Genomic DNA, 21,357 nt, shown 5'->3' with positions numbered 1-21,357 from the left:
ATTTAAAGCTAGGCACATTCACAACTCTATCCAGAACCTTTTAATAACATTTCCATCTTCCTCGACGAAACTGATATCTGGCACTCCCCCATTATTCAAAATCGTTCTTTCAGAGCCAATATTGGTTTCGTCGCAGACCACGAGTGCCTTTTGAATCCCGATTTCTTTTGCTTTATTTAAGGATAAAGCTAAAAGTTGTGTCGCAAACCCCTTTCTTCTTTCAGACAGGCGTATACCATAGCCGATATGTCCACCACAACAGAGTAATCTCTCAGTTAATCTATGCCGAATATTCACAACACCAATAACCCGCTTGTGATCATTTACCAACCAAAATGTTGAATCGGGAACCCGGGTTTCAGGGAGATTTATCCCTTTCTCAGAATAAAGCAAAGATTGAACCTTTAGGCAAATATTTTCCCCAGCCTTTTTATCCCCTCAGCACTACATATATTTGAAAAATGGGCCATGAGAAATTGCCTTGCTTGTTCCTTATCAATGGAAATGATGTCTATTCCATTTCTAGTAATCCAAGAATTATAGGTTTCAAAGGCTGTACTGCTCCACCCATTCTTCTCGCCTAATTCATTTCTTTTCTCTTGTATTCCCGAGATAACGATATCCATTGAACCTTGCAGTTCGAGCAATGCATTCTCAAATATTCTTTTTTTGTCTTTATCTTTTAACCCTGCTTTTCCCCTTAATGCCCTTGTATCTATTCCTTCCTCCTGACGAATCAACTGGTAAATATCAAGCGCTTCTTTCGAAACCGTTCCATTAAAGTAGCGTTCATCGACAGATTCCTGATAACCTAAAACCCTCTTTACATAAGGAAGAAATTGTCGTGAAACCAAAACCGATTTTTTCTTTATAAATTTTCCATATCCTGCAACACCGTCAGTTGAGAATTTTGTTCTCCAAATCCAAGGGTCAAACTCCGTTTCCGAATGCCAATATTCCGGTCGGGTAATGGTATTTAAAGAAGGAAAATCAGGTATTAACGGGGCCAAGGGGAGTATACCCACCTCGTTTATTACATTAATGGCTTCCTCATATGTTTTTACCTCATACTTCATTTATTTATTCCCTCCAAGCTCTAAGATTTCATCCCCATTATTATGCCTGAGAAGTCAACGGATGCTTCAAATTCAATGGAAGTGGAGCATGATCATTTCTTCTAATGAACCATACATCACTACCATGATACAACTCAGTCTTTGTAAAAATTTCCGGGTAGTCTGGGGTAAAATGAAAGACAACCTTTTTTGTATCTCTATCCACAATTTTTGAAAGAATATCATGAATGGAAATCCCTTTCTTTGAAATAACATCGAAAATATCAATTTGTTCATTATCCTTTTTAAAGATAACGATAGCATCCTCACGTTCCAAATAGTAAATATCTTGATGAAACACATACATACAATGGAACATAAGAATCCCCTGATTATTTGCGGTTCCAAAACGCTTGGAAACGGGTACCCGATTAGCTGCAAAGTCGTGAATAAATTGAAGATCGTCGGTGTTCTTTCCATTGAGCCTGTGAACCCCGTATTATCTTATAATTCGTCTTGTAGTACTTCAACAAAAAGAAGCGTTAATCCTTCTTGGATCAACACTTCTATTGTGGCCCAATTTACTATTTTGGGATTTTTCTAAGATTCTATTTCTCCGTTTTTAATATTTCTTCAATAACTTCCGCCAAGGCATCGACCGTTCGATATTCTTCTTCTAATGTATTTTCAAATCCACCTATTTCCAGGATGACTAATTCATCTTTTAGGTCTTGGTTATAGGTGCTTTGTTTATTTGTATCTGATTTTATAACTACTCCTCTAGATAAACCGGGGTATAATTCCATAACCTTGTAATGAAGATTCTCGGCAAAGTTTAAATTTTCATCATAATTTGGACTTGACTGCGAGACAATAAAAACAATTTTCGCATAGTCTTTTCCATTTATTTTAGTGGTGGTAGCATTCCTTTTATGCGAATCTCTGTGTATATCAAATGCCATTTTAATACTCTCATTGTTTTCTAGAGCATTGTTGAGAAGTTCCCTAGAAACTGTATATGACTGATAATAGGTTTCCCCCTTTTGTTTCAAATCACCCATGACATCACCTTTTTCGTGGATGTTGCTGATATTCCTTTTATCTAATGCCTGACTAAATCTTGAGCCAACCAGGGAAATATTTTTTTCATGATGAAATGCCTTATTAGGGTCTTTTGACAATGTTTCTGAGCTAAATGACTCATGATTATGGGTATGGTAAATATAAATAAGTGGTTCATTCTTATTCATAATGGATGATGGAGTATTTTCTTTCACGGAAATTAGCGTATTGTGGATGAATTCTTTTCCATTAAAGGTAAAAAGCCATGACATGGCAATAATACAAGCAATAAGTCCACCTGAAGTAATTGATATAAGTTGAAATGAACTCTTCCTCTTAGCTTTCTTGGCAGCCTTTCTAAGATATAATTCTGTATTGGAAACAAAATCCGGTCTTGGATTCATGGCATAAGATTCTTTCATCTGATCAAATAATTCCTTATCAGTTGACATTCTTGATAACCTCCAAATCAACCATATTTAATTGGTTCTTAAGTATTTTCAAGGCCCGATGATAATCCACCTTAACCTTTGATTCACTACATTTTAGAATATATGCTGTTTCTTTTATTGAAAATTCGTTAATCCCTCTTAGAATGACAACTGATCTATAACTAGGTTTGAGTTTTGAAATTGCTGTGTGGACCGTTCTTTTCAATTCGTCCTGCTCAATAAAATCACTAGGATTCTTCTCCATCGATGCTATCCGCTTGAAAAAACCATCTTTAAATATGGAACTGAATCTCTTTTTCCTGTAATCATCAATAGCAACATGCTTTGCGATTGAAAAAATCCAAGTCGTTAAACTGCCTGAATGAAATTTATTTAGATTGTTCAAAACACGTATAAATACTTCCTGAGTTAAATCCTCAGCATCGTTTTGATTTCCAGTAAAACAAATGAGAAAGCGGTAAACGTCTAAATAATGATTCCGATAGATTTCAATAATACTATCCTCCAAATTCTCAATATCAGGCAAAATGTCCCCTCCCCTATTAGGTATTTATATATTAATCGTTTGAGCTATATAAAAGGTTACAAGATCCTATCTTTGTTTATCAGAAAAGACCGTCTTTTAAATCACGGAGGGGTATGAAATGTTAAGACTCTCCCATTTAAAGAATCTACGATTGTCGAACGATAAACTCTAAAGTATTTCCCTCAGCTTTTGGAGAGTTGACAACATGTTTGTCATTTCTTCCGTTGACAGGTTCGCATGATATTTATCAGAAACCTGCTGGTTGAATGCTTTCATTTCTTGTTGATAAAGCATTCCCTTTTCTCCCAATACAATTGAAAATGCACGTTTGTCCTCAGGGTGTTGCTTTCTGATGATATAGCCTTCCCTCTCAAGTTTGGCTAATTGCTGACTGACGGCACTTTTCGTGATTTCCATTTTTTCCGCTAATTCTGTTGGAGAAGAATGTGGATGCCGAATAATCAGTGTTAATAAAACATATTGTTGGTTATTTAATTTGAATTTCGTATAGGCTCTTTCCTTTTTTTCGAGTATCATCCATATATCTTCAATCGTTTCATTAATTTGCTCTGCAATATTTTTAATCTTCATGCTGTTGCTCCTCACTCTTTTTTCGCCAATTTTTCGGGTTCAAATAGCCCTTGAATTTTGCAGCTACTTCTTTTCCAACGAGCAAAGCACCAATCCAAAAAATTATTTCTGCGATTATGATGCTTCCCGTAATGGCCCCTGCCTTTACCTTCGTTGAAAATGATGTAAATGGTGTGATAACTGGAATTAGCCAAAGCAATAGAGATAGAATTAAGAGCCCCATTCCAAGATTATAAAAGATTGATTTCGATTGTTTTAAACGTTTCCCTTTTCTCAATTCATCAATCCTCCATATATAATTTAGTTTAGTTAACTAAATTATATATGGAGGATTTCATATCTACAAAGAGCTTTTATACCATAAGAAAAAGACGTATCTCAAATACGCCTTAATCCAACGATATTTTCACCATATCATCCAAATATTTCGTTGTAAAATAGCTATAAATTTCAAGTCTTTTGGGAATTATTTTTTCCTCTGAATTTTCATTGTATAGTCTCACGGTTTTGATAGTCTCAAAAAAACGAGGCTGTTCAATTTCTTCATATGAAAAAGTAGTTTCATTTGAGTTATATTCTTTCCCATATTTATCAACGAGCACACCTTCAGAGCTCATCTCCGTATTGTTAGCAAAATTCTCATTCTCGTCAATAATACCGAAATGCAGGCTCTCATATATACGATTCTCAATCTCATGATTGCTGATCACAACTTCGGTCGGTTCCCCAACCTCCACTTTCTCAATGGATATTGTACTACCTGCATATTCAAAAGTTTGTGGGTAGTTCACGGTTCCATCCAACATGATGGTTGTTAAATCTTCTATTCTTAATTGAGCCTTTCTAAATTTAATTTTCACTTCTTTTGGATTGTTTTCAAAAAGAGGGTCAAAATATGTTTGATAGCCTGTCCAATTCATGTCTTGATTAGAACCCATATAAGAATTGCCATACAAATCCGTTTCAAATTTCTTATTGTTCACTTCTAGCCAATCAAGATCGAGATATTCGATCTGCTTTTCCGCCTTTTCTTGATTAACAGCATATTGGATAATCGTAGCTGTTGGTGCAATCGTTAGCTTTTCCATTCGAACGGGAATTCCCTCAATTTCTGTTTCTTCATCTAATACATACTCGGTGGAAGGCTTTTTAGTTACAGGGATTTCGAAGCTCCACTCCCCTATCTTCTCTTCTATATTATCATAAGTCCAATAATTATTTGAATTTGATGACATATTGATTAGTTTCAGTAGTTTTGTGATTTTCAGCTTGAGCGTCCCGCTTTCTTCATTTATTGGCGGTAAACTCAACTTCCCTTGATATACATTTCTTTCATTTTTATTTATATCTGATTCAAAATCAGGTGGATAGTACCTAGGATATACATTACGGATCATGATTTCGCCTGTGTTCTCAATGGAAACCCCATCCTCATACATCATCATAAACTGGTTGTCCTCGGTCGTATCCTCTATTTCATAAAAGACAAGCGTTTGAACCTCATCAGCAATTGCACTTTTGATGGTGATTTTCACCCCGTCATTTTCCGCTTCCAGGTTCAACATTTTACCCAGATGATGCTGAAGAAAGGGACGTAATTCCGGATTATCTTCTGTCCATGAATAATAAAGATTGGCAAAGGCCCCTGTAAAAAAACCAAGACCCGTTAATACCAAGAAGATACTTGCCATAGCAAATCCTCTTCTTGTATGCTTCTTGATCCGCAGTTGGCGTTTCTTTTCCTTTTCTAAAACCCGAGCTTTGACGTTTTCCATAAAATCAGAGGGGATAAAGAATTCACCAAGCCTTTCGGTAAGATTGAGCAGGCGTAACATGACATCCTGAAAGGTAGCTAAATCTTCCTGACAGTCGTGACAATGGTAGATATGCATCTCGAAATCAATCTTTTTTGAACGATCCATGTTTTTCTCTAAATAATCGATGTAATTCGAGTAGTATTCCTTACAGCCGCTAAAGTGTGAGCCGTACCCCATCGCTTTTCTAAGTGACTGGATTCCAGAAAACAAATGTTCTTTCAGCTTGCCCACTGGAACTTGCAGAAGATTTGCCGCTTCCTCCTTCGACATTCCTTTTACATATGATAGTAAAATGATATCTTTCTCGCATTCTTCTAATTGATCAAGTGCATCAAACAAATCTCGATATTGTTCATTTTCCTCAGACACCTGAGAACTTCTAGAGCTAGAAAGTTCATGGCAAAGCTCCATAAAAACCGATGTAACCTGCGTTTCAAATGATGCATTCCCTTTATATCGGGAAATTTCCTTACTCATTCTATGTATGGCTTGAAAAAAAAGCTCCTCCATTTGCTGCTCATTCCTCAGATAAGACCAACCAAGTAAATAAAATGATCTTTTATGCTGAGCGAACCATTCGACGATGGAATTTATATTTTTTTCTCTTGTCATCGCTATTGATATAGAGTCTATTTTTGCTTGGGGCATAAATAGTTCCCCCTTTCCCATTCTCTTAAACTATATCATAACAAGCTATTTCCTCCTATAATTTTCCTTATTTCCTATGTATAATAGTAATAATCCCATTAACAGATTTTGGAGGTTTTTTTGATGAAGAAAGCAATCATATCAAGTGTTCTTCTTGTTATTGTCCTAGCTAGCTGTGTTCCAAAGAATGAAGATGCAAATCAAACGATCGAAAAAGAGATTGTGGAGACTACAAAAAGTTTTTTCTTTTATACTGAATCAAACACTTCCCATGTAACCAATCATGACATCATGAAGGGAATAGTAGATCAATACTGGTCTGATGCTGAAGGAGGGAAATTGCCGAAGGATAGCGAATTAATTGGCTTGACCGAAGCAGAGATTTCGGAACGTTTCCAGGGGGAAGTACCTCGATACAAGGTCCATTACGAAGAATTTATCAATGAAGTGCCTGTTGATAAACCCAATAGATTGCTATGGGCATACTCCATTTACAAGGAAGATGACAGCGGTATGCATCTTATCTTTGAAGAAGATCCCTTAACCCATGACATGAAAGTCATAAGGGCCTATATCGACACACTATCCGGACCACCAGCCTCTTTAGAAAAATTTAAACTTGATTAAGGAAATATACAAACGGCAAGTCCTCTTTGGTTTATCGCTTACTTGTCAAAAACTTTCCTTAAATCAAATTAATCAAAACATCCTTGCAGTCTTGGAACCAATTCTTTGTATGCAACAAAAAAATCTCTTATCGGGAGAACGGCAAAATACGACGAGGTATTAGCATTTACCAACACACATTCATCATACAGTAAACTAATATGCAATGCCTTGAATGGCTCTATCCATTTTTTCTGGAGTGAATATGCCAAATCCCGATACAGACTTTCTACCTTTTCATCAGTCGTCCTTTCCACTGCAAACTGTCCTGCAAAGCTGCCCCACCATACCTTGAATGTCCAAAACTCCACCACCCTGTCAGAAATAAATTACTCCTTAAATTTCTACAAAAAAAGCCATCCTCCTTCTTGAAGAACAGCCTTCCTCTATTACAATTATAGCAGTTTCGCCATATAGAATTCATCTTGATATTCGCCGTTAATCAGCAGTGAATCCCTTTTCGTCCCTTCAATTTCAAAGCCCATCTTTTTATACAGGGATAACCCCGCTTCATTACGAGTGACAACCGTTAATTCTAATCGATGCAGATTATGTTTGCTGGCCCATTTTTCCAATTCCCCAAATAGAAGAGTTCCGACTCCTTTTCCCCTAAAACCCTTGTGAATGCCAATCACGATATAAGCTGCATGTTTATTTCTCCTTGCATTTCCTCCGATAGCAAACAAATACCCAACCAGCTCATTATTTTGTTCAGCAACAAGAATAATAGAGTTATCTTTCTCCCTCATGCTCTCGATCATCTTTTGTTGAGATTCAGGCTGAATGTTTCTCTCACCTGCTTCCCATAGCATATATTGTGAGCTTTCTTCAACCTGTTGGATAAGATGTGCAAGTTTTTCTGCATCAGATGATATACCTTCTCTAACGATCATGAACCAACTCTCCCTTTACAACATTCATATCGTATATCACTAACTAATTTCTTTAAATTTAAACCCATTTCTTTATACTCTTGAATCATTTGGAAATCATGGACACCTTAGGTGAGTAACCAGGAGTTAACATGGCAATAATAGGAAAAACAATTAAGGATGTGGACCATGACATTTCTATTTTTCCTTCTTGCATTCGGGTATCTATGTTTGTTTTTTGCTTGGTTTGTTCTAGTTAGAAAAAACAAGTGGCTAGATGTTACCAACATCCCTCTTATCGTCCTACTTGGATTAGTTTATGACAATTTGATCATTGCATCCGGTAGCATAATTGGTGAAGGTCTGTTTTTAAAAAACCTTAGTATTGGCCGTCATTGGTTACATGCTTTTTTAACTCCTACTCTCATATTATTCGCTTGGGGAATTTGTTTCAAGACTGGTTTCCGCTGGGCCCAAAAAACGATATGGAAGGTGCTAGCTCCTCTCTTAACAATCGGATTAATCCTATTCGAACTTATTTTTGAAGTCATAAAAATAAAAATGGAACCAAGGTGGGAGAATGGTCTTTTAACCTATGAAAATATTGCCTATACGAGCAGTCCATTCATGGTGGTAGTCGTCACGACTGTTCTACTTGTGGTTGGGTTCTTATTAATTAGAAAATTTCACTTTCCTTGGCTCTTTATTGGCACATTTGCAATGATTATTGGAGGTGTTGTTGGGATCTGGATTAAAAACCCCCTACTCATGAACGTATTCGAGTTATTGTTCCTCATCTCCATCTTTTTAACAAAGCTATACCAAATCCGCACCGAATAATGAGATACGGTCAAACAAATAGCCAGCTAATCTGTAAATATCCTCAATAAACAAGGATTATTGCTTTCAATCATCTAGAGTCCGTTTAAACACATAACTAACCTTGTCGTACTCCATCTTATCTTCATAGAATCGGTGGGCATCCTCACGCTGTAAACCGGATGATAAAGCGACCGATTCATATTGATGCTCTTTTGCCCATGTATGAACAAAGGTAAGCAGTTTCTCACCATATCCTTTTGAACGTGTATTTTCATCCGTAACCAAATCACAGACCCATACAAATCTTCCATAATAAAGAGTGATCATCGGCTTGAAACCAACCACCGCAACGATTTGCGCTTTTTCAAATAAAGCAAACATCTTATAGCCATCATGTTCCATAGCATCGTTAACCAATTCAAGGTATGTACCTTCATCTAGGTGCGACCGCAGCTGCTTTATAACTGGGAACGCTGCGAGGATATCGTTTTTCGATTGCAGATCTTTTATTATCGGATCATTCATAGCCCTAACCTCCCCGTTTCTTATTTGTCATTTATTTCTATCGAAAAGTACCCCCATTATAGATGAATGAATACGCTTTTTCAGTACTTAAAGCTAGGACTCTTGCGTATTAATGGCAACCTGAGCAATTTGTGTTTCCCCATTTTTCTCAAATATCTTATATGTCTGCATGCCCATTTTCTCAGCTACTTTTTGTGATGGAAGGTTTCTAATCGTGGTGTAGGAAAATATCTTTGGATAATTCAAAACTTCAAAGGCATAGTGCTTACACGCCATTGCCGCCTCAGTTGCATAACCTTTATTCCAATAGTCCTTGATAATATGGAAACCAATCTCTGGTACTTTTTCATCCTCAATCATTTGCATGGTGATGCCGCAATCCCCCAAAAATTTTTCTCCATCCTTTAGAATGACAGCCCAAAGTCCATGGTTGTATTTCTTATAATTATCCATATTCCATTTAATCCACTTTTCCACTTTTTCTAGACTAAATGGCTCAGGGTAATACTGCATTGATTCTGGATCAGTCAGAACCTTTGATAAATCTTGTATATCATCAAAGGTTAGTTCTCTTAAATATAATCTCTCTGTTTCGATAATCTTCATGGGCCACTCTCCCATATATTTTTTAATAAAGCAAACATTCTTTTCCTCGTATCTTAACAGGAAAAAGCCATTTTCTTGTTGGAAGAATGGCCTTTATTGTACAAAAATTTGTCCAACTACCGAAAATGTTCATCTAAGCCTGTATGCCATAGTTATTACATCATCAGCCTTAGGTCTTAGAACAGGATTCTAATACAGAACTCATTTTCATATCAGTCAAAATAAACCGGTTCCTGTGGATGATGCAAATGTTTAAAAGCAAGTTGAATTTGTGATTCTGTATTTCTTGCTACAGATAATGGAGGCAATTCATTTTCAGCAAAAAATTCAACTGCACTCGTTTCTATTCCCTTTTCTGGCTGTCCACCAATGATTTCACATTGGATGAAGATTTTGTAAACATGGTAAGGAGAAGGAGGATGCGGATGGCACTTCTTATCAAATACACCTAACAATTTCGTTGCCTTCACATCAAACCCTGATTCTTCCTTTACTTCTTTAACCGCTACTTCACTTGGGGTTAATCCAATGTCCCCCCAGCCGCCTGGTAACGACCAATCGCCATCTGTCTTCTCCTTAACCATTAAAATTTTCTTATCTCTAAAAACAACAGCTCGAATATCTACTTTTGGTGTTGCATATCCAGTTTCATTGGCAAATAAGTCTTTTATTTTCGTCTTTTCAACATCTGTATAGTGTGATAATATTTCAACACTCATTTCTCTTATTAATTCAAACCGCTCTAAATCATAAACATCTTTAGAGTATGTTAACCCTGCCTGTGAAATGGATTGTAGCTGTTTTGCCCAATCAAGCCATTTTGGCTCCATCACAATCACCACCAATCAAATTATTTCAAAATCACCTAACCTCACAATATTTTAGTAAATTATACCATAACCTCCATACCACTGCTTCATGCTTCATTCTGTTCCATTAGAAAAAGCTATTCCCCTACTTGAAGAATAGCCCCGTGATAAACCTATTGATTCCTTGATATTATACTACCTTTAACTCATTTTCCTGATAGACCTTTTTTAACAAACGTCTTCCTCTGAAAAGTCGATTCTTTACATAAGTAATATCCTTACATAGAGCTTCACTAATTTCCCTATACGAATAGTCATTAAGGTAGTATAGAGATAATGTTTGCTTATAGTCATCCGGCAAAGAACGAATATTTTGATATAGCACTTCTTTTTCTAGCCTTTCAATGATATCATTCTCAACTGACACACCACTGTGAGAATCCACTTCCTCAAGATTATCGATTAAGACCGTTGATTTCATCTCTCTACTACGAAGATAATCAATACATTGATTAGCAGTAATTCGATAGAGCCAAGATTTAATATTTGATTTACCTTGGAAAGTATCTAACTTCAAAAAGACCTTCAAATAGACATCCTGCATAATATCATCGACCAATATCCAATCCCGTACATAGCGAAAAGCTAAATATCGCAGCCCAATTTCATAATCCGCAATAATACGTTCAATTTCGTATTCCTTCATTTTATTACCCCACCTTATTGATTCACCATCACATGCTTAGGCCGAGTCATTGGACTGTTTCCATTTCGTGAATATAGAGACGGTAATCTGATTGTTCTACACCGTCCTTTTTCACTTTCATGATTCCTTCATATAATGTTTTTCCTGTTGAAATGTCGCCAACTACAAGTGAATGTCCCTTTTTCGTAGCACTAACTAGATAGAACTTTCCATTCATTAATTTCATATAGGGTCCTGGAGAATGTCCATCCTCTGGAGCTGGTACATCAAATGTTATCTTTTTCCCCCACACTTGCTTCTCGATATCATACTGATTTATTTCAAAACGATTTTCGACCTGGATTGGGATAAACAGAGTTGAATCATAGACACTAGCTGCATCTAGAAAACCGATCATTTCATCATCTGTCACCATTTTATTAGTTTTGCCTGTTTCAATATCGTAAATAATTAGCTCCTTGTTGGCTGTTTCAAGATTATCTTTCATTTCCATTGAAGATTCATCTTCATAAGTTTCAACCTGCTGAGTTTCAATATTAAATAGAATATACCTTTCGTATCCGCTCGATTGATAACTATTTATCATTCGAATATCTGACCAGTTGTTCTCTTTTTCAGATGTAGAAAGAAGGACTTCATTTTCTTCTAGCTTTTCTTTATCAATGTCAAATGTATATAAATTGATCTCAGATGTCCCGGTTACCTGGAATCCTCGTACAAATACTTTTAGCTTTCCATCTATAGCCTGAACTTCTGAGACATCTGCCCAGTTGTATTTTTCCTTTTCCGGTAAATCCAATTTAATAGATGTAGTTTCTCCCGATTTCTTATCTAAAACATCAATATCAAATGAAGACTTTTTTGCTGATTGATAATCTAACTCTGCGTATGCTAATATTTTTTCATCCTCATAGAAGCTATTCGTTGTGAAGATTTTTCCACGCATAAAACTTCTGTATTCCTTTACCAATTTTTTATAGTAAGGTGATGATAGTTCCCTATTTAGACTTTGAAGCAGAGACAGCTGATTTATATCGATGGTTTCTTGATTGGTAAAGTGTAAGGATTGATAAATGTTGCCAATTTCATAATCGCCATAGAAAAGTATTTTTTCTAATTCTGCTTGATTACCGCTTACTTTTTCAAATTCAACTTTGATATCCTCTTTTGCAGCTAGGCCCGATTGAATGTAAAAGAAACCCAATATCAGAACCGTTAGCACGCAAAGAGAAATAATTTTCCAGTATCGTTTCATCATGTAGCCCCCTCTTTAAACCCTTACTTTATTCTTTAATAGGTAATGACCTATCCAAATTGCGCCTATTAAAACAAGGAATCCCATAACGATCTCGATAAAGAATAACTCAAGTGGATACAGGAAGTTTCCTAACAGAAAAGCATCCACGAAGACAGGTGCAAAAAAGACTAGCAGTGAAGCTGCACAATAGAGAATCCCATAGATGATCCCTTTTAAGCGGTAGGACCGTTCAAACAGAATGGCCGTAAAAACGATGCATACTGCAACCATTCCACCACCATAATAAAGAAGCAATTCAGTAAATGTATTAGGGAAAAGGATGACAAGCTCATTGCTCGTAGTAATTTGTTTAACAGAGAAATCCATCCGAAAATCATCAGAAACCAGCCACTTCATTACTTGATTCTCCAAAGGAAATAATAATAGCTGTACGGAAACAAGCCCTAAAACAAATATTAGCATCGTTGTTGCCTTTGCTAAATACACATTAATGCGTTCTGTCGGCAACATCAATAAACGATAAGCAAATGTGTTTTTTCCGAGCCAATCACGATACCAAATGAAGAACACATAAATAATTAATACTGCCATAGAAAGCATAATCGGTCCCAAGAACCAAGCTGTCCTGGTAAAGTTGATAAAGGACATATATCCATATTGATCTAGGAACTGCGCCTTCGTTAAGAAATCCTCGTATATCGCTTCATTCGCAGAATTGACATATAGTCGTGATACAATGATTACTCCTATCATTTGCACAAAGAAAACAATCCCAATGAGAACGAGATATAGCTTTAAAAAACGATTTGTCTCAAAATTGACTAGCTTCAAATAACGGTTCATGCTCTAAACACTTCTCTCATGACATCGATAACCGATTTTCCTTCATTCTCTCTCACTTCTTCGGTATCGAATTCCTTCAATACGACCCCATTATCTAAAAGCACCGCTTTATCAATTAAATGCTCAATATCATTTATTTCATGGGTTGTGATAATGACACCGCGGCCCTCAATTAAATGACTTGTAAACACATCCGCAATCTGTTCCCTACTAAAGATATCGATGCCTGAAAAAGGCTCATCCATTAAAATAAAATCAACATCCAAAGCAAGTCCGAGAATAAGGTTTACTTTTGCGGTATTCCCTTTTGATAATTCGGAAATTCTATCTGACTCTTGTAGTCTAAAAAATTGAAGAAGCTCATCTGCTCGTTTTGGATTCCAGCAGTCATAGAAATCAGCCATAAATGTAAAAGCATCTTTAATCGTCATATTCGGCAGCATCGTAATCGTATCGGGAATAAAAGTAATTTTCTCATAGCTCCCTTTATGGATTTTCTCCCCATTTATGAGAATCTCACCTGAATTAATTGGGGTTAAAGCCATAATCGCTTTCATGATCGTTGTCTTCCCAACACCGTTAATCCCGATTAAACAAGTAATCTTTCCTTTTTCGGCAGTGAAAGAGACTCCTTTTAGAACCGTCTTTTTACCAAACTTTTTCGTGACATTCTTTACTTCAATCACAAGGATCCCCTCCTATTCCTGGCCTTCTTTGTTATACTTTTTCTCGACTAAATTCAAAACCTCTGCGAGCGGAACATTGATGGAGCGAACAGAATCGACAAACGCATCAACGGCCTCCAAAATCAGTTCCTCTCGTACTTGTGCCAACACGAGCTCATCCTTTGTTATTCGACTGGGCAAATTTCCCTCTGTAAAAATCAATCCTTGTTCCTCCATTTCTTTATACGCCCGTTGCGCAGTATTCGGATTAATCTTCAATTGATTGGCTAGTTCCCTTCTAGATGGTATTTCTTCCCCTGGTCCATACAAACCCGTTGCAATTTTCTCTTTAAAATGCCGAATCACTTGAACATAAACAGGATCCCGATTGTTATACTTGATATCCATAGACCCAACTCCTAATTAAAAATGTGATTCTCCTTATTCCGTACTAATAGGTTCATACACAAAGAGCAAAAAATAATTCTGTATTAAAAGGTTCATACAACTAAAGCAAAATATAATCTGTATTACCCGCTTAATACATAGTGTACAAAAAAACTTGATGTATTATAGGATTAATACAGATAGTGCAAAAAAATACCACACTTAAAGTGTATCCATAATGTGTATTAACTATTTAATACATCTTGTTTGTATTATATGGTTAATACACTTTCTATGTCAACATGAAAATTCATTTTTGTTAAAAATTTTCATGTCAAGCTAATTTTCGTACCTTCCTTTCCTAAAGATTTCTCTTATTTAAAAAGCAAAATGGTTCCCCAAGATAAGGATTGGGAAACCATCTGAGTCAATTATATTTATAGTAGTCTTAAATAAGGACCAGTTCTTTTTCAACTAAGCCAAGTATTTCGGCAGTTGAAGAATGAACCTCTCGCAAGAGACTTGGGTTGTCCAGTAAAGAAACACCATAAGAAGGGATCATTTCTTTAATTTTCGGTTCCCATTCTTTGATATACTGCGGGAAGCATCTATTGATAACCTCCAGCATCACATGAACAGCAGTAGAAGCACCAGGTGAAGCACCTAAAAGGGCTGCAATCGAGCCATCTGTAGCAGTAATGACTTCCGTACCAAATTGAAGCGTACCCTTGCCCCCAGCTTCGGTATCCTTAATCACTTGCACACGTTGTCCTGCTATGACCAAATCCCAATCCTCGCTCTTAGCATTTGGTATGAACTCACGCAGCTCTTCCATACGCTGTTCCTTCGATAGCATGACCTGTTGAATAAGGTATTTGGTTAAGGACATTTCCTTTGCACCTGCTGCCAGCATCGTTAATATATTATTCGGTTTCACAGAAGCCACTAAATCAAACATCGAGCCCGTTTTTAGGAACTTTGGTGAAAAGCCGGCAAAAGGTCCAAATAATAGTGACTTTTTATTGTCAATATATCTTGTATCCAAATGTGGAACAGACATAGGTGGTGCCCCCACCTTCGCTTTTCCGTAAACCTTTGCATGATGCTGCTCTACTACATCTGGATTTTTACACACCATGAAGATTCCACTGACAGGAAACCCTCCAATATGTTTCCCTTCAGGAATCCCAGATTTTTGCAGTAAATGTAGGCTTCCTCCGCCGCCACCGATAAAGACAAATTTAGCCGTGTGACGTTCCACTGCTCCATTCACTAAATCCTTTACTTTTAATTCCCATAGACCATCGCTTGTCCGCTTAATATCCTCAACACAATGCTTATAATGGATATCTACATCCTTATTCGTTAAATGTTCAAACAACATACGAGTTAAAGCCCCAAAATTGACATCTGTTCCAGTATCAATTTTCGTGGCTGCAATTGGCTCATGTAGATCCCGATTTTGCATAATGAGCGGGATCCATTCCTTTAGTTTCTCTGGATCATCAGAAAATTCCATCCCTTGGAATAAAGGATTATTTGATAGCGCTTTAAAACGCTTCCTCAAAAAATTGACATTTTCTTCTCCTTGAACAAAACTCATATGAGGCAATGGCATGATAAAATCGTGTGGATTTTCTATTAAATTACTTTTTACCAGATAAGACCAAAACTGCATGGATTCCTGAAACTGTTCATTAATATTTATAGCTTTGCTAATATCAACAGTTCCATCTGGCTTCTCGACCGTGTAGTTAAGCTCACAAAGTGCCGCATGGCCCGTTCCCGCATTATTCCATTCGTTAGAGCTTTCCTCCCCTGCACTTGACAGCTTCTCAAATACTTTAATTTCCCATTCCGGCACTAGTTCCTTCAAAATTGTCCCCAAGGTAGCACTCATGATTCCAGCGCCAATTAGAATGACATCTGATTTTGTTTCCCTGTTGTTCATATTAACCAACCTTTTCCCCTGAATTTTCAGAAATGATGTAGGCAGAACACCATAAGGAGCCACTTTGACACACATCTTTTCTGACTCAATTATACCCCTATCATAGTGTAATACAATTTTTAATAGATTTAAATAACTACGTTCTTTATTATACGATAATTATAAATATTTTTGAATCAGTTCAAAAGTAAGAAATCATCATGTGATAGCAAATTATTAAACTGATAGACTCTTATAGGAATATAACATGGTTTCCTCTATGGTTAATCTACAAACATAGAAAAAAGCCGCTCAACATGGTACTGAGCGACTTTTTTTAACAGGCAATTTTCGTACGGATTTGTTTACTGAAATGGCCCTAATACCGACCATTTCGTTTGATTATTTACTTCTTATTAAGCATTTGGGCAATCGTATTAAAATCAAGCTGTTTTCCGTCGTTTACGATCGATTGGACAATTTTGTCCTCCAATTCTTTATTAACGGGTCTATTGGCAATTTGGGATACTCGTCTAATGACATTCCGTACCGTTCTTTCATCCTTGAAATTAGCCCCCTGTAAGGAATTGGCTAAATCAAAGACATCCTTCATATTCACACCTGTCTTTTTTTCAATATTCTTAAAGAATTGATTATCCATCAGTCGAAGTGCGCCTCCTTTTTAAGCTAATAAATCGAAAACCTTTTAAGATCTTCGTACTCCCTCGCCATCAAAATGGATTGATTAAGCTAATTACAGTTTATGAAGGGATCTTAAAATGGTGATTTAATAGCAAAAGGAAAGGCGAATACACTGAGATAGTTACCCCAACAGGCAGAGAAATGATTCAACCTATGGAACGAGAATTAATTTCCCCTTTGTTTTTCGTGATTGCATCAGCTCGTGTACCTGGGCAGCTTCCCCAAGCTCAAACACGTCTCCAATGGTTAATTTGAGCCTTCCATCTGCCAAATAGGTGAATAGCTCTTCTAAGCTAGATTGTAGGAGCTCTCTTTTTCTCATAATTTGTGGCAAAAAGAAGCCAATGACTGATTGGTTTCTTGCCATTAAAGAGGATGGGTAGAACCTGCTTTGCTGCCCACTTGCTACTCCATAGATGACGAGTCTACCGTTTGTCGCTAGGCATTTCAGTGTTTTATTGAAAATCTCTCCACCTGCCATTTCTAGTGCAACATTTACACCCCTGCCGTCAGTTGCTTGAAGAACCTCCTCCTCCCATCCTTCCTTCGTGTAATCCACCAACACATCGGCTCCTAGTTCACCGGCAAGCTGCAGTTTTTCTTCAGAGCTTGCCGTCGCGATGACCTTGCCAGCCCCGAAAATTTTTGCAAGTTGGACAGCAAGCGAGCCCACCCCACCTGCCGCCGCATGGACAAGGACTGTCTCCCCGCTCTCCAAGCGTCCCATAGTTTTGAGAATATGGTAGGCACTCAAGCCTTGAAGAGGCAAAGCCACAGCCATATCAAAGGATAAATGGTCGCTAAGCGGGATAACGGAGCGTTCATCGGCAAGAGCAAATTCGGCGTAGCCCCCTGATTCAATGAGAGTGACCACACGGGTGCCAGGTACCACCTTTGTCACTTTGTCACCGACAGCTGTGATCACCCCAGCAATTTCTGCTCCTGGAATGAATGGAAGTTTAGTTGGCACTACATACTGCCCTTCTCTTCTTGCAGTATCGGCATAATTTACACCGATCGCTTTAATTTCGATTAACACTTCATAGTCCTTTGGCGTTGGCCTTTCAAGCTCCACAAGCTTTAATACCTCTGGCCCGCCATATTCGATAAATTGAATTGCTTTCACTTTTAGTTCCTCCTGGTTTCTACTTTATCAGCCAACCACCATCTACAAGCACGTCGATTCCTGTCATATATGAGGCTTCATCCGAGGCGACAAAGGCAATGACATTGGCAATTTCTTCGACTTTTCCTACTCTTCCTAAGGCGGTATTGCGCTCAATTGCTTTTACAAACCTTTCATTTTGAAGGCCATTTTCCGTCAGCGGTGTCTCGATGAACCCCGGTGAAATTGAATTGACACGGACTTTATAAGGAGCAAGCTCAAGTGCGAGTGCCCTTGTAAAATTAATCACTCCTGCTTTGGCAGCACTATAATGAGGAATATGGGCGCCAGCCTGATGACCTGATAGGGAGGCCACATTGACGATCGCCCGCCCATGTTCTCCATGTTCCTCTTGCGCCTTTTTCACCATTAAACGGCCGAGCATTTTAGAAACGAGAAAGACACTTCTCAGATTGGCATTTTGCACATAATCCCAGTCCTTTCCGGTCGTTTCTAATATTTTGGAGTGCTTTGAACCACCCGCATTGTTAATGAGGATATGAAGATCGCCGAAATGGATGTTTACGTATTCCGCTAATTCCTTGACATCCTCCTCATCCGAAACATCCGCTTGAAAAATCTCAGCCATCGGAATTCGTTTTGTGCGATTAATCTCGGTTGCCACTGCCTCCAATTTGGACTTCGTTCGCCCAACAAGAATCACCTTTGCTCCTTCGTCCGCCAGCCGAATCGCTGTGGCCTTGCCAATTCCACTTCCTGCACCAGTGATAAGTGCAATATTCTGCGAAAATCTCAATATCCTCACCTCTCATAACGTTTTTTTTATTCCCTATAATGTGGAACCTTTGATTCTACGACGACTTTTCTTCCTTTTAGAATCGGAATAATGGGGACCGAGCCTATTTGACAGGTAAAAGATAGCTCCCCCTGCAAGTCATGCTGTTCAAACAGCTTCCCGACGTAAGAAGCAGAAAGAATGGAATAAGCACGGTCTCGATTCCCTTCATAGAATAATAGAGCAGCTCTGGCACCATCCGATAGCTCTGCCTTCCGCTTTCCTTCAAGCAGACAGGAAATAAAATGCCCGGCACCATAGAAATCCTCCAAGCTAAACTGTCCCGAATTTCCAGAGCAAATGACAAGGATCGTGTCATCTTCCTCTGCAACACGAACCACTCTATCAGCTACATAAGCGTTATTTAATAGACAAGTTACATATACAGCCTTCGCACGGGAGGATTTCCTTAGTGCAACTGTGCCATTTGTAGTGGATAGGATGAGTGTCTTGCCAGAAATGGATTCACGAATCACCTTTGGACTGGGATAGACAAATCCTTCAATCGGTTTTGCCTGCACTTCACCTGCAAGAAGATAGCTGCCTTGAACATGCTCCCTGCTGATCTCCATCGCTTCCTGCGCATCCATCACAGGGATTACCCCACTAGCTCCATCATGTAAAGCAGAGGTTATCGTAGTTGTCGCAAGCAGGACATCGAGAACAACTGCGATTTTATTCCCCTCACCTATTTTTTCTTCATCAATATCTTCCTTCTTGACGAGAAGATGAACTTTTGTCATTTCCCCACCTCTATTTATATTGCAACTGTATGGCTGCTATGTGTCATTAAGCTTTTTACATAAGAATTAAATTGCGAAAAACGCTCATCCTGGGTTTGCCCCATTTTATAACGATAATAGATTTGCTGAACAATGGCAGCAAGTTTGAAATAAGCAAATGTCATATAAAAATTCATATCTGTGACATCTCTGCCACTCTTTTCTCCATAAAGTTCGATAAACTCTTTTCTGCTAATAAAACCGTCCATGACCGTGATAGCAGAACTTCCTAATCCCGATCGCAGTAATTCGGGATCATCCGGCTGATTCCAATAGCTTAATGCGACCCCGAGATCCGCTAATGGGTCCCCTACCGTTGTCATTTCCCAATCAAACAGTCCAACCATTTGATTAAGGTCATCATTAAACATGGCATTATTGAATTTATAATCATAATGAATAACCGTGGCATACTTCTGTGTAGGGATGTGTTCAGCCAACCACTTCATCACATGCTCCGCTTCTTTTAGCTCATCTGTTTTGGCACGTTGGTATCTTGAAATCCATCCGTGGACCTGCCGTTCGAGAAATCCCTCAGGCTTACTAATTGCTATGAGCCCTGTTTTTGTATAGTCAATAGAGTGGAGGTTTACTAGATTCTCAACCATGATATGAGATAGCTGGTTACAAATTTCCGGGGGAGCTTCCACCCCATCTGGAAAAGAGGAATCAATAACAACTCCACGCTTTCTCTCCATCAGGAAAAAGGGTGCCCCCACAATTGATTCATCATCGGAAAATAAAATGGGCCTTGGTGCAGGAGAAAAGAGAGGCTGGATTTCGGAAATAATTTTGAATTCTCTCTCCATATCATGGGCCTTCGGAGCAACTGGTCCAAGCGGCGGCCGTCTCAGGACAGCCTCCCACTCCCCTACCTTTAATTGGTAGGTCAAATTTGAATGTCCTGCCGAGAACTGCAAAACCTCCAATGATTCATCAGGCAAATCCTCAACGTTCTTCTGCAAAAAGGTCCGTAGCTTCACTAAATTGAGCTCTTCTCCCCTTCTTACGGGTATCGTATCAAGTGGTTTAGTCATTTTATCACATCCTATCATGTTATCTTTATGAGACAAGACGTAAAATTACTGAATCCCTCTCAAAATCATGTCAACAAAAATCTCAGACACCTCGAAATCCGATAGATTTCCTTCCGGGTTGAACCAATTGTAGCTCCAATTGGCAATTCCAAGGATGCCGAAAGTGACAATGGAGGCGTTTAGGTTAGAGCGAAACTCTTCCTTTCGAATCCCATCTCTAACAACGTTTTCAATGTTTAGTCGAAACCGGTCCCTCTTCGGAATGATTTCTTCCAGCCTTTCCTCACTCAAATTTTGCATTTCACGAAAGAAAATCTTCGCACTTGAACGCTTGCTTTTGATATGGCTAATTAGCATATAGACAATATCGAATAGCTTTGTTTTATTATCTTTATTTTTATCTGCCAGGATTTTTTCTTGAATCGCTAAAATGTCATCAATATATTGAAGATGAATGTCCATTAAGAGCTCTTCTTTACTGGAAAAATAATAATAAAAGGTGCCCTTCGTCACGCCGAGGGCATCTACAATATCCTGGATGGATGTTTCGGTAAAACCCTTTTTCTCGAATAAGCTGATGCCAACCGCAGTAATTTTTTCCTTCACCTGTCAATCCTCGCAATCCTGCTAATGTT

The 21,357-nt window shown here is 38.1% G+C and carries 26 protein-coding genes and 1 pseudogene; 2 read left to right on the top strand and 25 right to left on the bottom strand.

Going from position 1 to position 21,357, the window contains the following annotated elements; genetic code table 11:
- Positions 1-18: 18 nt before the first annotated feature.
- From J2S07_RS01275 to J2S07_RS01240, 8 genes and pseudogenes are all read right to left on the bottom strand, one after another.
- A pseudogene (locus J2S07_RS01275) lies at positions 19-429 on the bottom strand (GNAT family N-acetyltransferase); the annotation flags it as partial.
- Positions 405-1,076: an AlkZ-related protein gene (locus J2S07_RS01270; RefSeq protein WP_307148580.1), complete on the bottom strand. Its 672-nt coding sequence runs from the start codon at positions 1,074-1,076 to the stop codon at positions 405-407. The gene J2S07_RS01270 and the pseudogene J2S07_RS01275, both read right to left, overlap by 25 nt.
- A gap of 40 nt (positions 1,077-1,116) precedes the next feature.
- Complete coding sequence (locus tag J2S07_RS01265; RefSeq protein ID WP_307148579.1) at positions 1,117-1,434, bottom strand: hypothetical protein; 318 nt, start codon at positions 1,432-1,434, stop codon at positions 1,117-1,119.
- A gap of 229 nt (positions 1,435-1,663) precedes the next feature.
- Entirely contained in the window at positions 1,664-2,569 is a 906-nt protein-coding gene (locus tag J2S07_RS01260) for a stage II sporulation protein P (protein WP_307148578.1), read from the bottom strand.
- Positions 2,559-3,095, bottom strand: a complete 537-nt coding sequence (locus J2S07_RS01255; protein WP_307148577.1) for an RNA polymerase sigma factor — start codon at positions 3,093-3,095, stop codon at positions 2,559-2,561. Before J2S07_RS01255 ends, J2S07_RS01260 begins: the two co-directional genes overlap by 11 nt.
- A gap of 168 nt (positions 3,096-3,263) precedes the next feature.
- Positions 3,264-3,686, bottom strand: a complete 423-nt coding sequence (locus tag J2S07_RS01250) for a MarR family winged helix-turn-helix transcriptional regulator (RefSeq protein ID WP_307148576.1) — start codon at positions 3,684-3,686, stop codon at positions 3,264-3,266.
- Complete coding sequence (locus J2S07_RS01245) at positions 3,676-3,909, bottom strand: transporter suffix domain-containing protein (protein WP_307148738.1); 234 nt, start codon at positions 3,907-3,909, stop codon at positions 3,676-3,678. Before J2S07_RS01245 ends, J2S07_RS01250 begins: the two co-directional genes overlap by 11 nt.
- Positions 3,910-4,075: 166 nt before the next feature.
- A complete protein-coding gene (locus J2S07_RS01240) occupies positions 4,076-6,151 on the bottom strand; it encodes a DUF4179 domain-containing protein (RefSeq protein ID WP_307148575.1) in 2,076 nt (691 codons plus the stop codon).
- 123 nt (positions 6,152-6,274) lie between these two features.
- On the opposite strand from J2S07_RS01240, the gene J2S07_RS01235 reads away from it, so the two are divergent.
- Positions 6,275-6,778, top strand: a complete 504-nt coding sequence (locus J2S07_RS01235; RefSeq protein WP_307148574.1) for a hypothetical protein — start codon at positions 6,275-6,277, stop codon at positions 6,776-6,778.
- Positions 6,779-6,846: 68 nt separating this feature from the next.
- Here J2S07_RS01235 and J2S07_RS01230 read toward each other — a convergent pair whose 3' ends face one another.
- Positions 6,847-7,128, bottom strand: coding sequence for a hypothetical protein (locus J2S07_RS01230; protein ID WP_307148573.1), 282 nt, complete (start codon positions 7,126-7,128; stop codon positions 6,847-6,849).
- Between the two features lie 84 nt (positions 7,129-7,212).
- Entirely contained in the window at positions 7,213-7,710 is a 498-nt protein-coding gene (locus J2S07_RS01225) for a GNAT family N-acetyltransferase (RefSeq protein WP_307148572.1), read from the bottom strand.
- Between the two features lie 168 nt (positions 7,711-7,878).
- Between J2S07_RS01225 and J2S07_RS01220 the strand changes: the two genes are divergently transcribed.
- Entirely contained in the window at positions 7,879-8,529 is a 651-nt protein-coding gene (locus tag J2S07_RS01220; RefSeq protein ID WP_307148571.1) for a hypothetical protein, read from the top strand.
- A gap of 66 nt (positions 8,530-8,595) precedes the next feature.
- Here J2S07_RS01220 and J2S07_RS01215 read toward each other — a convergent pair whose 3' ends face one another.
- From J2S07_RS01215 to J2S07_RS01145, 15 genes are all read right to left on the bottom strand, one after another.
- Entirely contained in the window at positions 8,596-9,036 is a 441-nt protein-coding gene (locus J2S07_RS01215) for a GNAT family N-acetyltransferase (protein ID WP_307148570.1), read from the bottom strand.
- Between the two features lie 93 nt (positions 9,037-9,129).
- Positions 9,130-9,642 (bottom strand): GNAT family N-acetyltransferase, encoded by a 513-nt coding sequence (locus tag J2S07_RS01210; RefSeq protein ID WP_307148569.1) that lies wholly within the window; start codon positions 9,640-9,642, stop codon positions 9,130-9,132.
- A gap of 212 nt (positions 9,643-9,854) precedes the next feature.
- A complete protein-coding gene (locus J2S07_RS01205; RefSeq protein WP_307148568.1) occupies positions 9,855-10,472 on the bottom strand; it encodes an NUDIX hydrolase in 618 nt (205 codons plus the stop codon).
- Between the two features lie 169 nt (positions 10,473-10,641).
- Positions 10,642-11,157: an RNA polymerase sigma factor gene (locus tag J2S07_RS01200; RefSeq protein WP_307148567.1), complete on the bottom strand. Its 516-nt coding sequence runs from the start codon at positions 11,155-11,157 to the stop codon at positions 10,642-10,644.
- 46 nt (positions 11,158-11,203) lie between these two features.
- Positions 11,204-12,412: a hypothetical protein gene (locus J2S07_RS01195; RefSeq protein WP_307148566.1), complete on the bottom strand. Its 1,209-nt coding sequence runs from the start codon at positions 12,410-12,412 to the stop codon at positions 11,204-11,206.
- A gap of 15 nt (positions 12,413-12,427) precedes the next feature.
- Complete coding sequence (locus tag J2S07_RS01190; protein ID WP_307148565.1) at positions 12,428-13,258, bottom strand: hypothetical protein; 831 nt, start codon at positions 13,256-13,258, stop codon at positions 12,428-12,430.
- The gene (locus J2S07_RS01185; protein WP_307148564.1) at positions 13,255-13,944 is read right to left on the bottom strand and encodes an ABC transporter ATP-binding protein; all 690 of its coding nucleotides are present in this window, start codon (positions 13,942-13,944) and stop codon (positions 13,255-13,257) included. Before J2S07_RS01185 ends, J2S07_RS01190 begins: the two co-directional genes overlap by 4 nt.
- Before the next feature lie 12 nt (positions 13,945-13,956).
- On the bottom strand, positions 13,957-14,331 hold the full coding sequence (locus J2S07_RS01180; protein WP_307148563.1) for a GntR family transcriptional regulator: 375 nt from the start codon (positions 14,329-14,331) through the stop codon (positions 13,957-13,959).
- Positions 14,332-14,758: 427 nt separating this feature from the next.
- Complete coding sequence (locus tag J2S07_RS01175) at positions 14,759-16,261, bottom strand: malate:quinone oxidoreductase (protein ID WP_307148562.1); 1,503 nt, start codon at positions 16,259-16,261, stop codon at positions 14,759-14,761.
- Between the two features lie 385 nt (positions 16,262-16,646).
- The gene (gene spoVIF, locus J2S07_RS01170; protein WP_307148561.1) at positions 16,647-16,901 is read right to left on the bottom strand and encodes a sporulation-specific transcription regulator SpoVIF; all 255 of its coding nucleotides are present in this window, start codon (positions 16,899-16,901) and stop codon (positions 16,647-16,649) included.
- Between the two features lie 192 nt (positions 16,902-17,093).
- The gene (locus tag J2S07_RS01165) at positions 17,094-18,068 is read right to left on the bottom strand and encodes a quinone oxidoreductase family protein (RefSeq protein WP_307148560.1); all 975 of its coding nucleotides are present in this window, start codon (positions 18,066-18,068) and stop codon (positions 17,094-17,096) included.
- A gap of 19 nt (positions 18,069-18,087) precedes the next feature.
- Positions 18,088-18,864 (bottom strand): SDR family NAD(P)-dependent oxidoreductase, encoded by a 777-nt coding sequence (locus tag J2S07_RS01160; protein WP_307148559.1) that lies wholly within the window; start codon positions 18,862-18,864, stop codon positions 18,088-18,090.
- A gap of 26 nt (positions 18,865-18,890) precedes the next feature.
- Positions 18,891-19,646: a 2-phosphosulfolactate phosphatase gene (locus J2S07_RS01155; protein WP_307148558.1), complete on the bottom strand. Its 756-nt coding sequence runs from the start codon at positions 19,644-19,646 to the stop codon at positions 18,891-18,893.
- 14 nt (positions 19,647-19,660) lie between these two features.
- Positions 19,661-20,722 carry a phosphotransferase family protein gene (locus J2S07_RS01150; RefSeq protein ID WP_307148557.1) on the bottom strand — a complete coding sequence of 354 codons (1,062 nt, stop codon included), beginning with the start codon at positions 20,720-20,722 and terminating at the stop codon, positions 19,661-19,663.
- A gap of 45 nt (positions 20,723-20,767) precedes the next feature.
- Positions 20,768-21,328 carry a TetR/AcrR family transcriptional regulator gene (locus J2S07_RS01145; RefSeq protein ID WP_307148556.1) on the bottom strand — a complete coding sequence of 187 codons (561 nt, stop codon included), beginning with the start codon at positions 21,326-21,328 and terminating at the stop codon, positions 20,768-20,770.
- Positions 21,329-21,357: the final 29 nt, after the last annotated feature.

The sequence above is a fragment of the Anoxybacillus andreesenii genome (assembly GCF_030813005.1).
GTDB classification, from domain to species: Bacteria; Bacillota; Bacilli; order Bacillales; family Cytobacillaceae; genus Robertmurraya; species Robertmurraya andreesenii.
This window is presented reverse-complemented; position numbering and strand designations above follow the sequence as displayed.

What these genes read in the sequence shown, in the direction of transcription:
- J2S07_RS01270 (WP_307148580.1), bottom strand. Translation starts at nt 1,076, where the DNA reads ATGAAGTATGAGGTAAAAACATATGAGGAAGCCATTAATGTAATAAAC.
- J2S07_RS01265 (WP_307148579.1), bottom strand. Translation starts at nt 1,434, where the DNA reads ATGTTCCATTGTATGTATGTGTTTCATCAAGATATTTACTATTTGGAA.
- J2S07_RS01260 (WP_307148578.1), bottom strand. Translation starts at nt 2,569, where the DNA reads ATGTCAACTGATAAGGAATTATTTGATCAGATGAAAGAATCTTATGCC.
- J2S07_RS01250 (WP_307148576.1), bottom strand. Translation starts at nt 3,686, where the DNA reads ATGAAGATTAAAAATATTGCAGAGCAAATTAATGAAACGATTGAAGAT.
- J2S07_RS01245 (WP_307148738.1), bottom strand. Translation starts at nt 3,909, where the DNA reads ATGGGGCTCTTAATTCTATCTCTATTGCTTTGGCTAATTCCAGTTATC.
- J2S07_RS01240 (WP_307148575.1), bottom strand. Translation starts at nt 6,151, where the DNA reads ATGCCCCAAGCAAAAATAGACTCTATATCAATAGCGATGACAAGAGAA.
- J2S07_RS01235 (WP_307148574.1), top strand. Translation starts at nt 6,275, where the DNA reads ATGAAGAAAGCAATCATATCAAGTGTTCTTCTTGTTATTGTCCTAGCT.
- J2S07_RS01225 (WP_307148572.1), bottom strand. Translation starts at nt 7,710, where the DNA reads ATGATCGTTAGAGAAGGTATATCATCTGATGCAGAAAAACTTGCACAT.
- J2S07_RS01220 (WP_307148571.1), top strand. Translation starts at nt 7,879, where the DNA reads ATGACATTTCTATTTTTCCTTCTTGCATTCGGGTATCTATGTTTGTTT.
- J2S07_RS01215 (WP_307148570.1), bottom strand. Translation starts at nt 9,036, where the DNA reads ATGAATGATCCGATAATAAAAGATCTGCAATCGAAAAACGATATCCTC.
- J2S07_RS01210 (WP_307148569.1), bottom strand. Translation starts at nt 9,642, where the DNA reads ATGAAGATTATCGAAACAGAGAGATTATATTTAAGAGAACTAACCTTT.
- J2S07_RS01205 (WP_307148568.1), bottom strand. Translation starts at nt 10,472, where the DNA reads ATGGAGCCAAAATGGCTTGATTGGGCAAAACAGCTACAATCCATTTCA.
- J2S07_RS01200 (WP_307148567.1), bottom strand. Translation starts at nt 11,157, where the DNA reads ATGAAGGAATACGAAATTGAACGTATTATTGCGGATTATGAAATTGGG.
- J2S07_RS01195 (WP_307148566.1), bottom strand. Translation starts at nt 12,412, where the DNA reads ATGAAACGATACTGGAAAATTATTTCTCTTTGCGTGCTAACGGTTCTG.
- J2S07_RS01190 (WP_307148565.1), bottom strand. Translation starts at nt 13,258, where the DNA reads ATGAACCGTTATTTGAAGCTAGTCAATTTTGAGACAAATCGTTTTTTA.
- J2S07_RS01180 (WP_307148563.1), bottom strand. Translation starts at nt 14,331, where the DNA reads ATGGATATCAAGTATAACAATCGGGATCCTGTTTATGTTCAAGTGATT.
- J2S07_RS01175 (WP_307148562.1), bottom strand. Translation starts at nt 16,261, where the DNA reads ATGAACAACAGGGAAACAAAATCAGATGTCATTCTAATTGGCGCTGGA.
- spoVIF (WP_307148561.1), bottom strand. Translation starts at nt 16,901, where the DNA reads ATGGATAATCAATTCTTTAAGAATATTGAAAAAAAGACAGGTGTGAAT.
- J2S07_RS01155 (WP_307148558.1), bottom strand. Translation starts at nt 19,646, where the DNA reads ATGACAAAAGTTCATCTTCTCGTCAAGAAGGAAGATATTGATGAAGAA.
- J2S07_RS01150 (WP_307148557.1), bottom strand. Translation starts at nt 20,722, where the DNA reads ATGACTAAACCACTTGATACGATACCCGTAAGAAGGGGAGAAGAGCTC.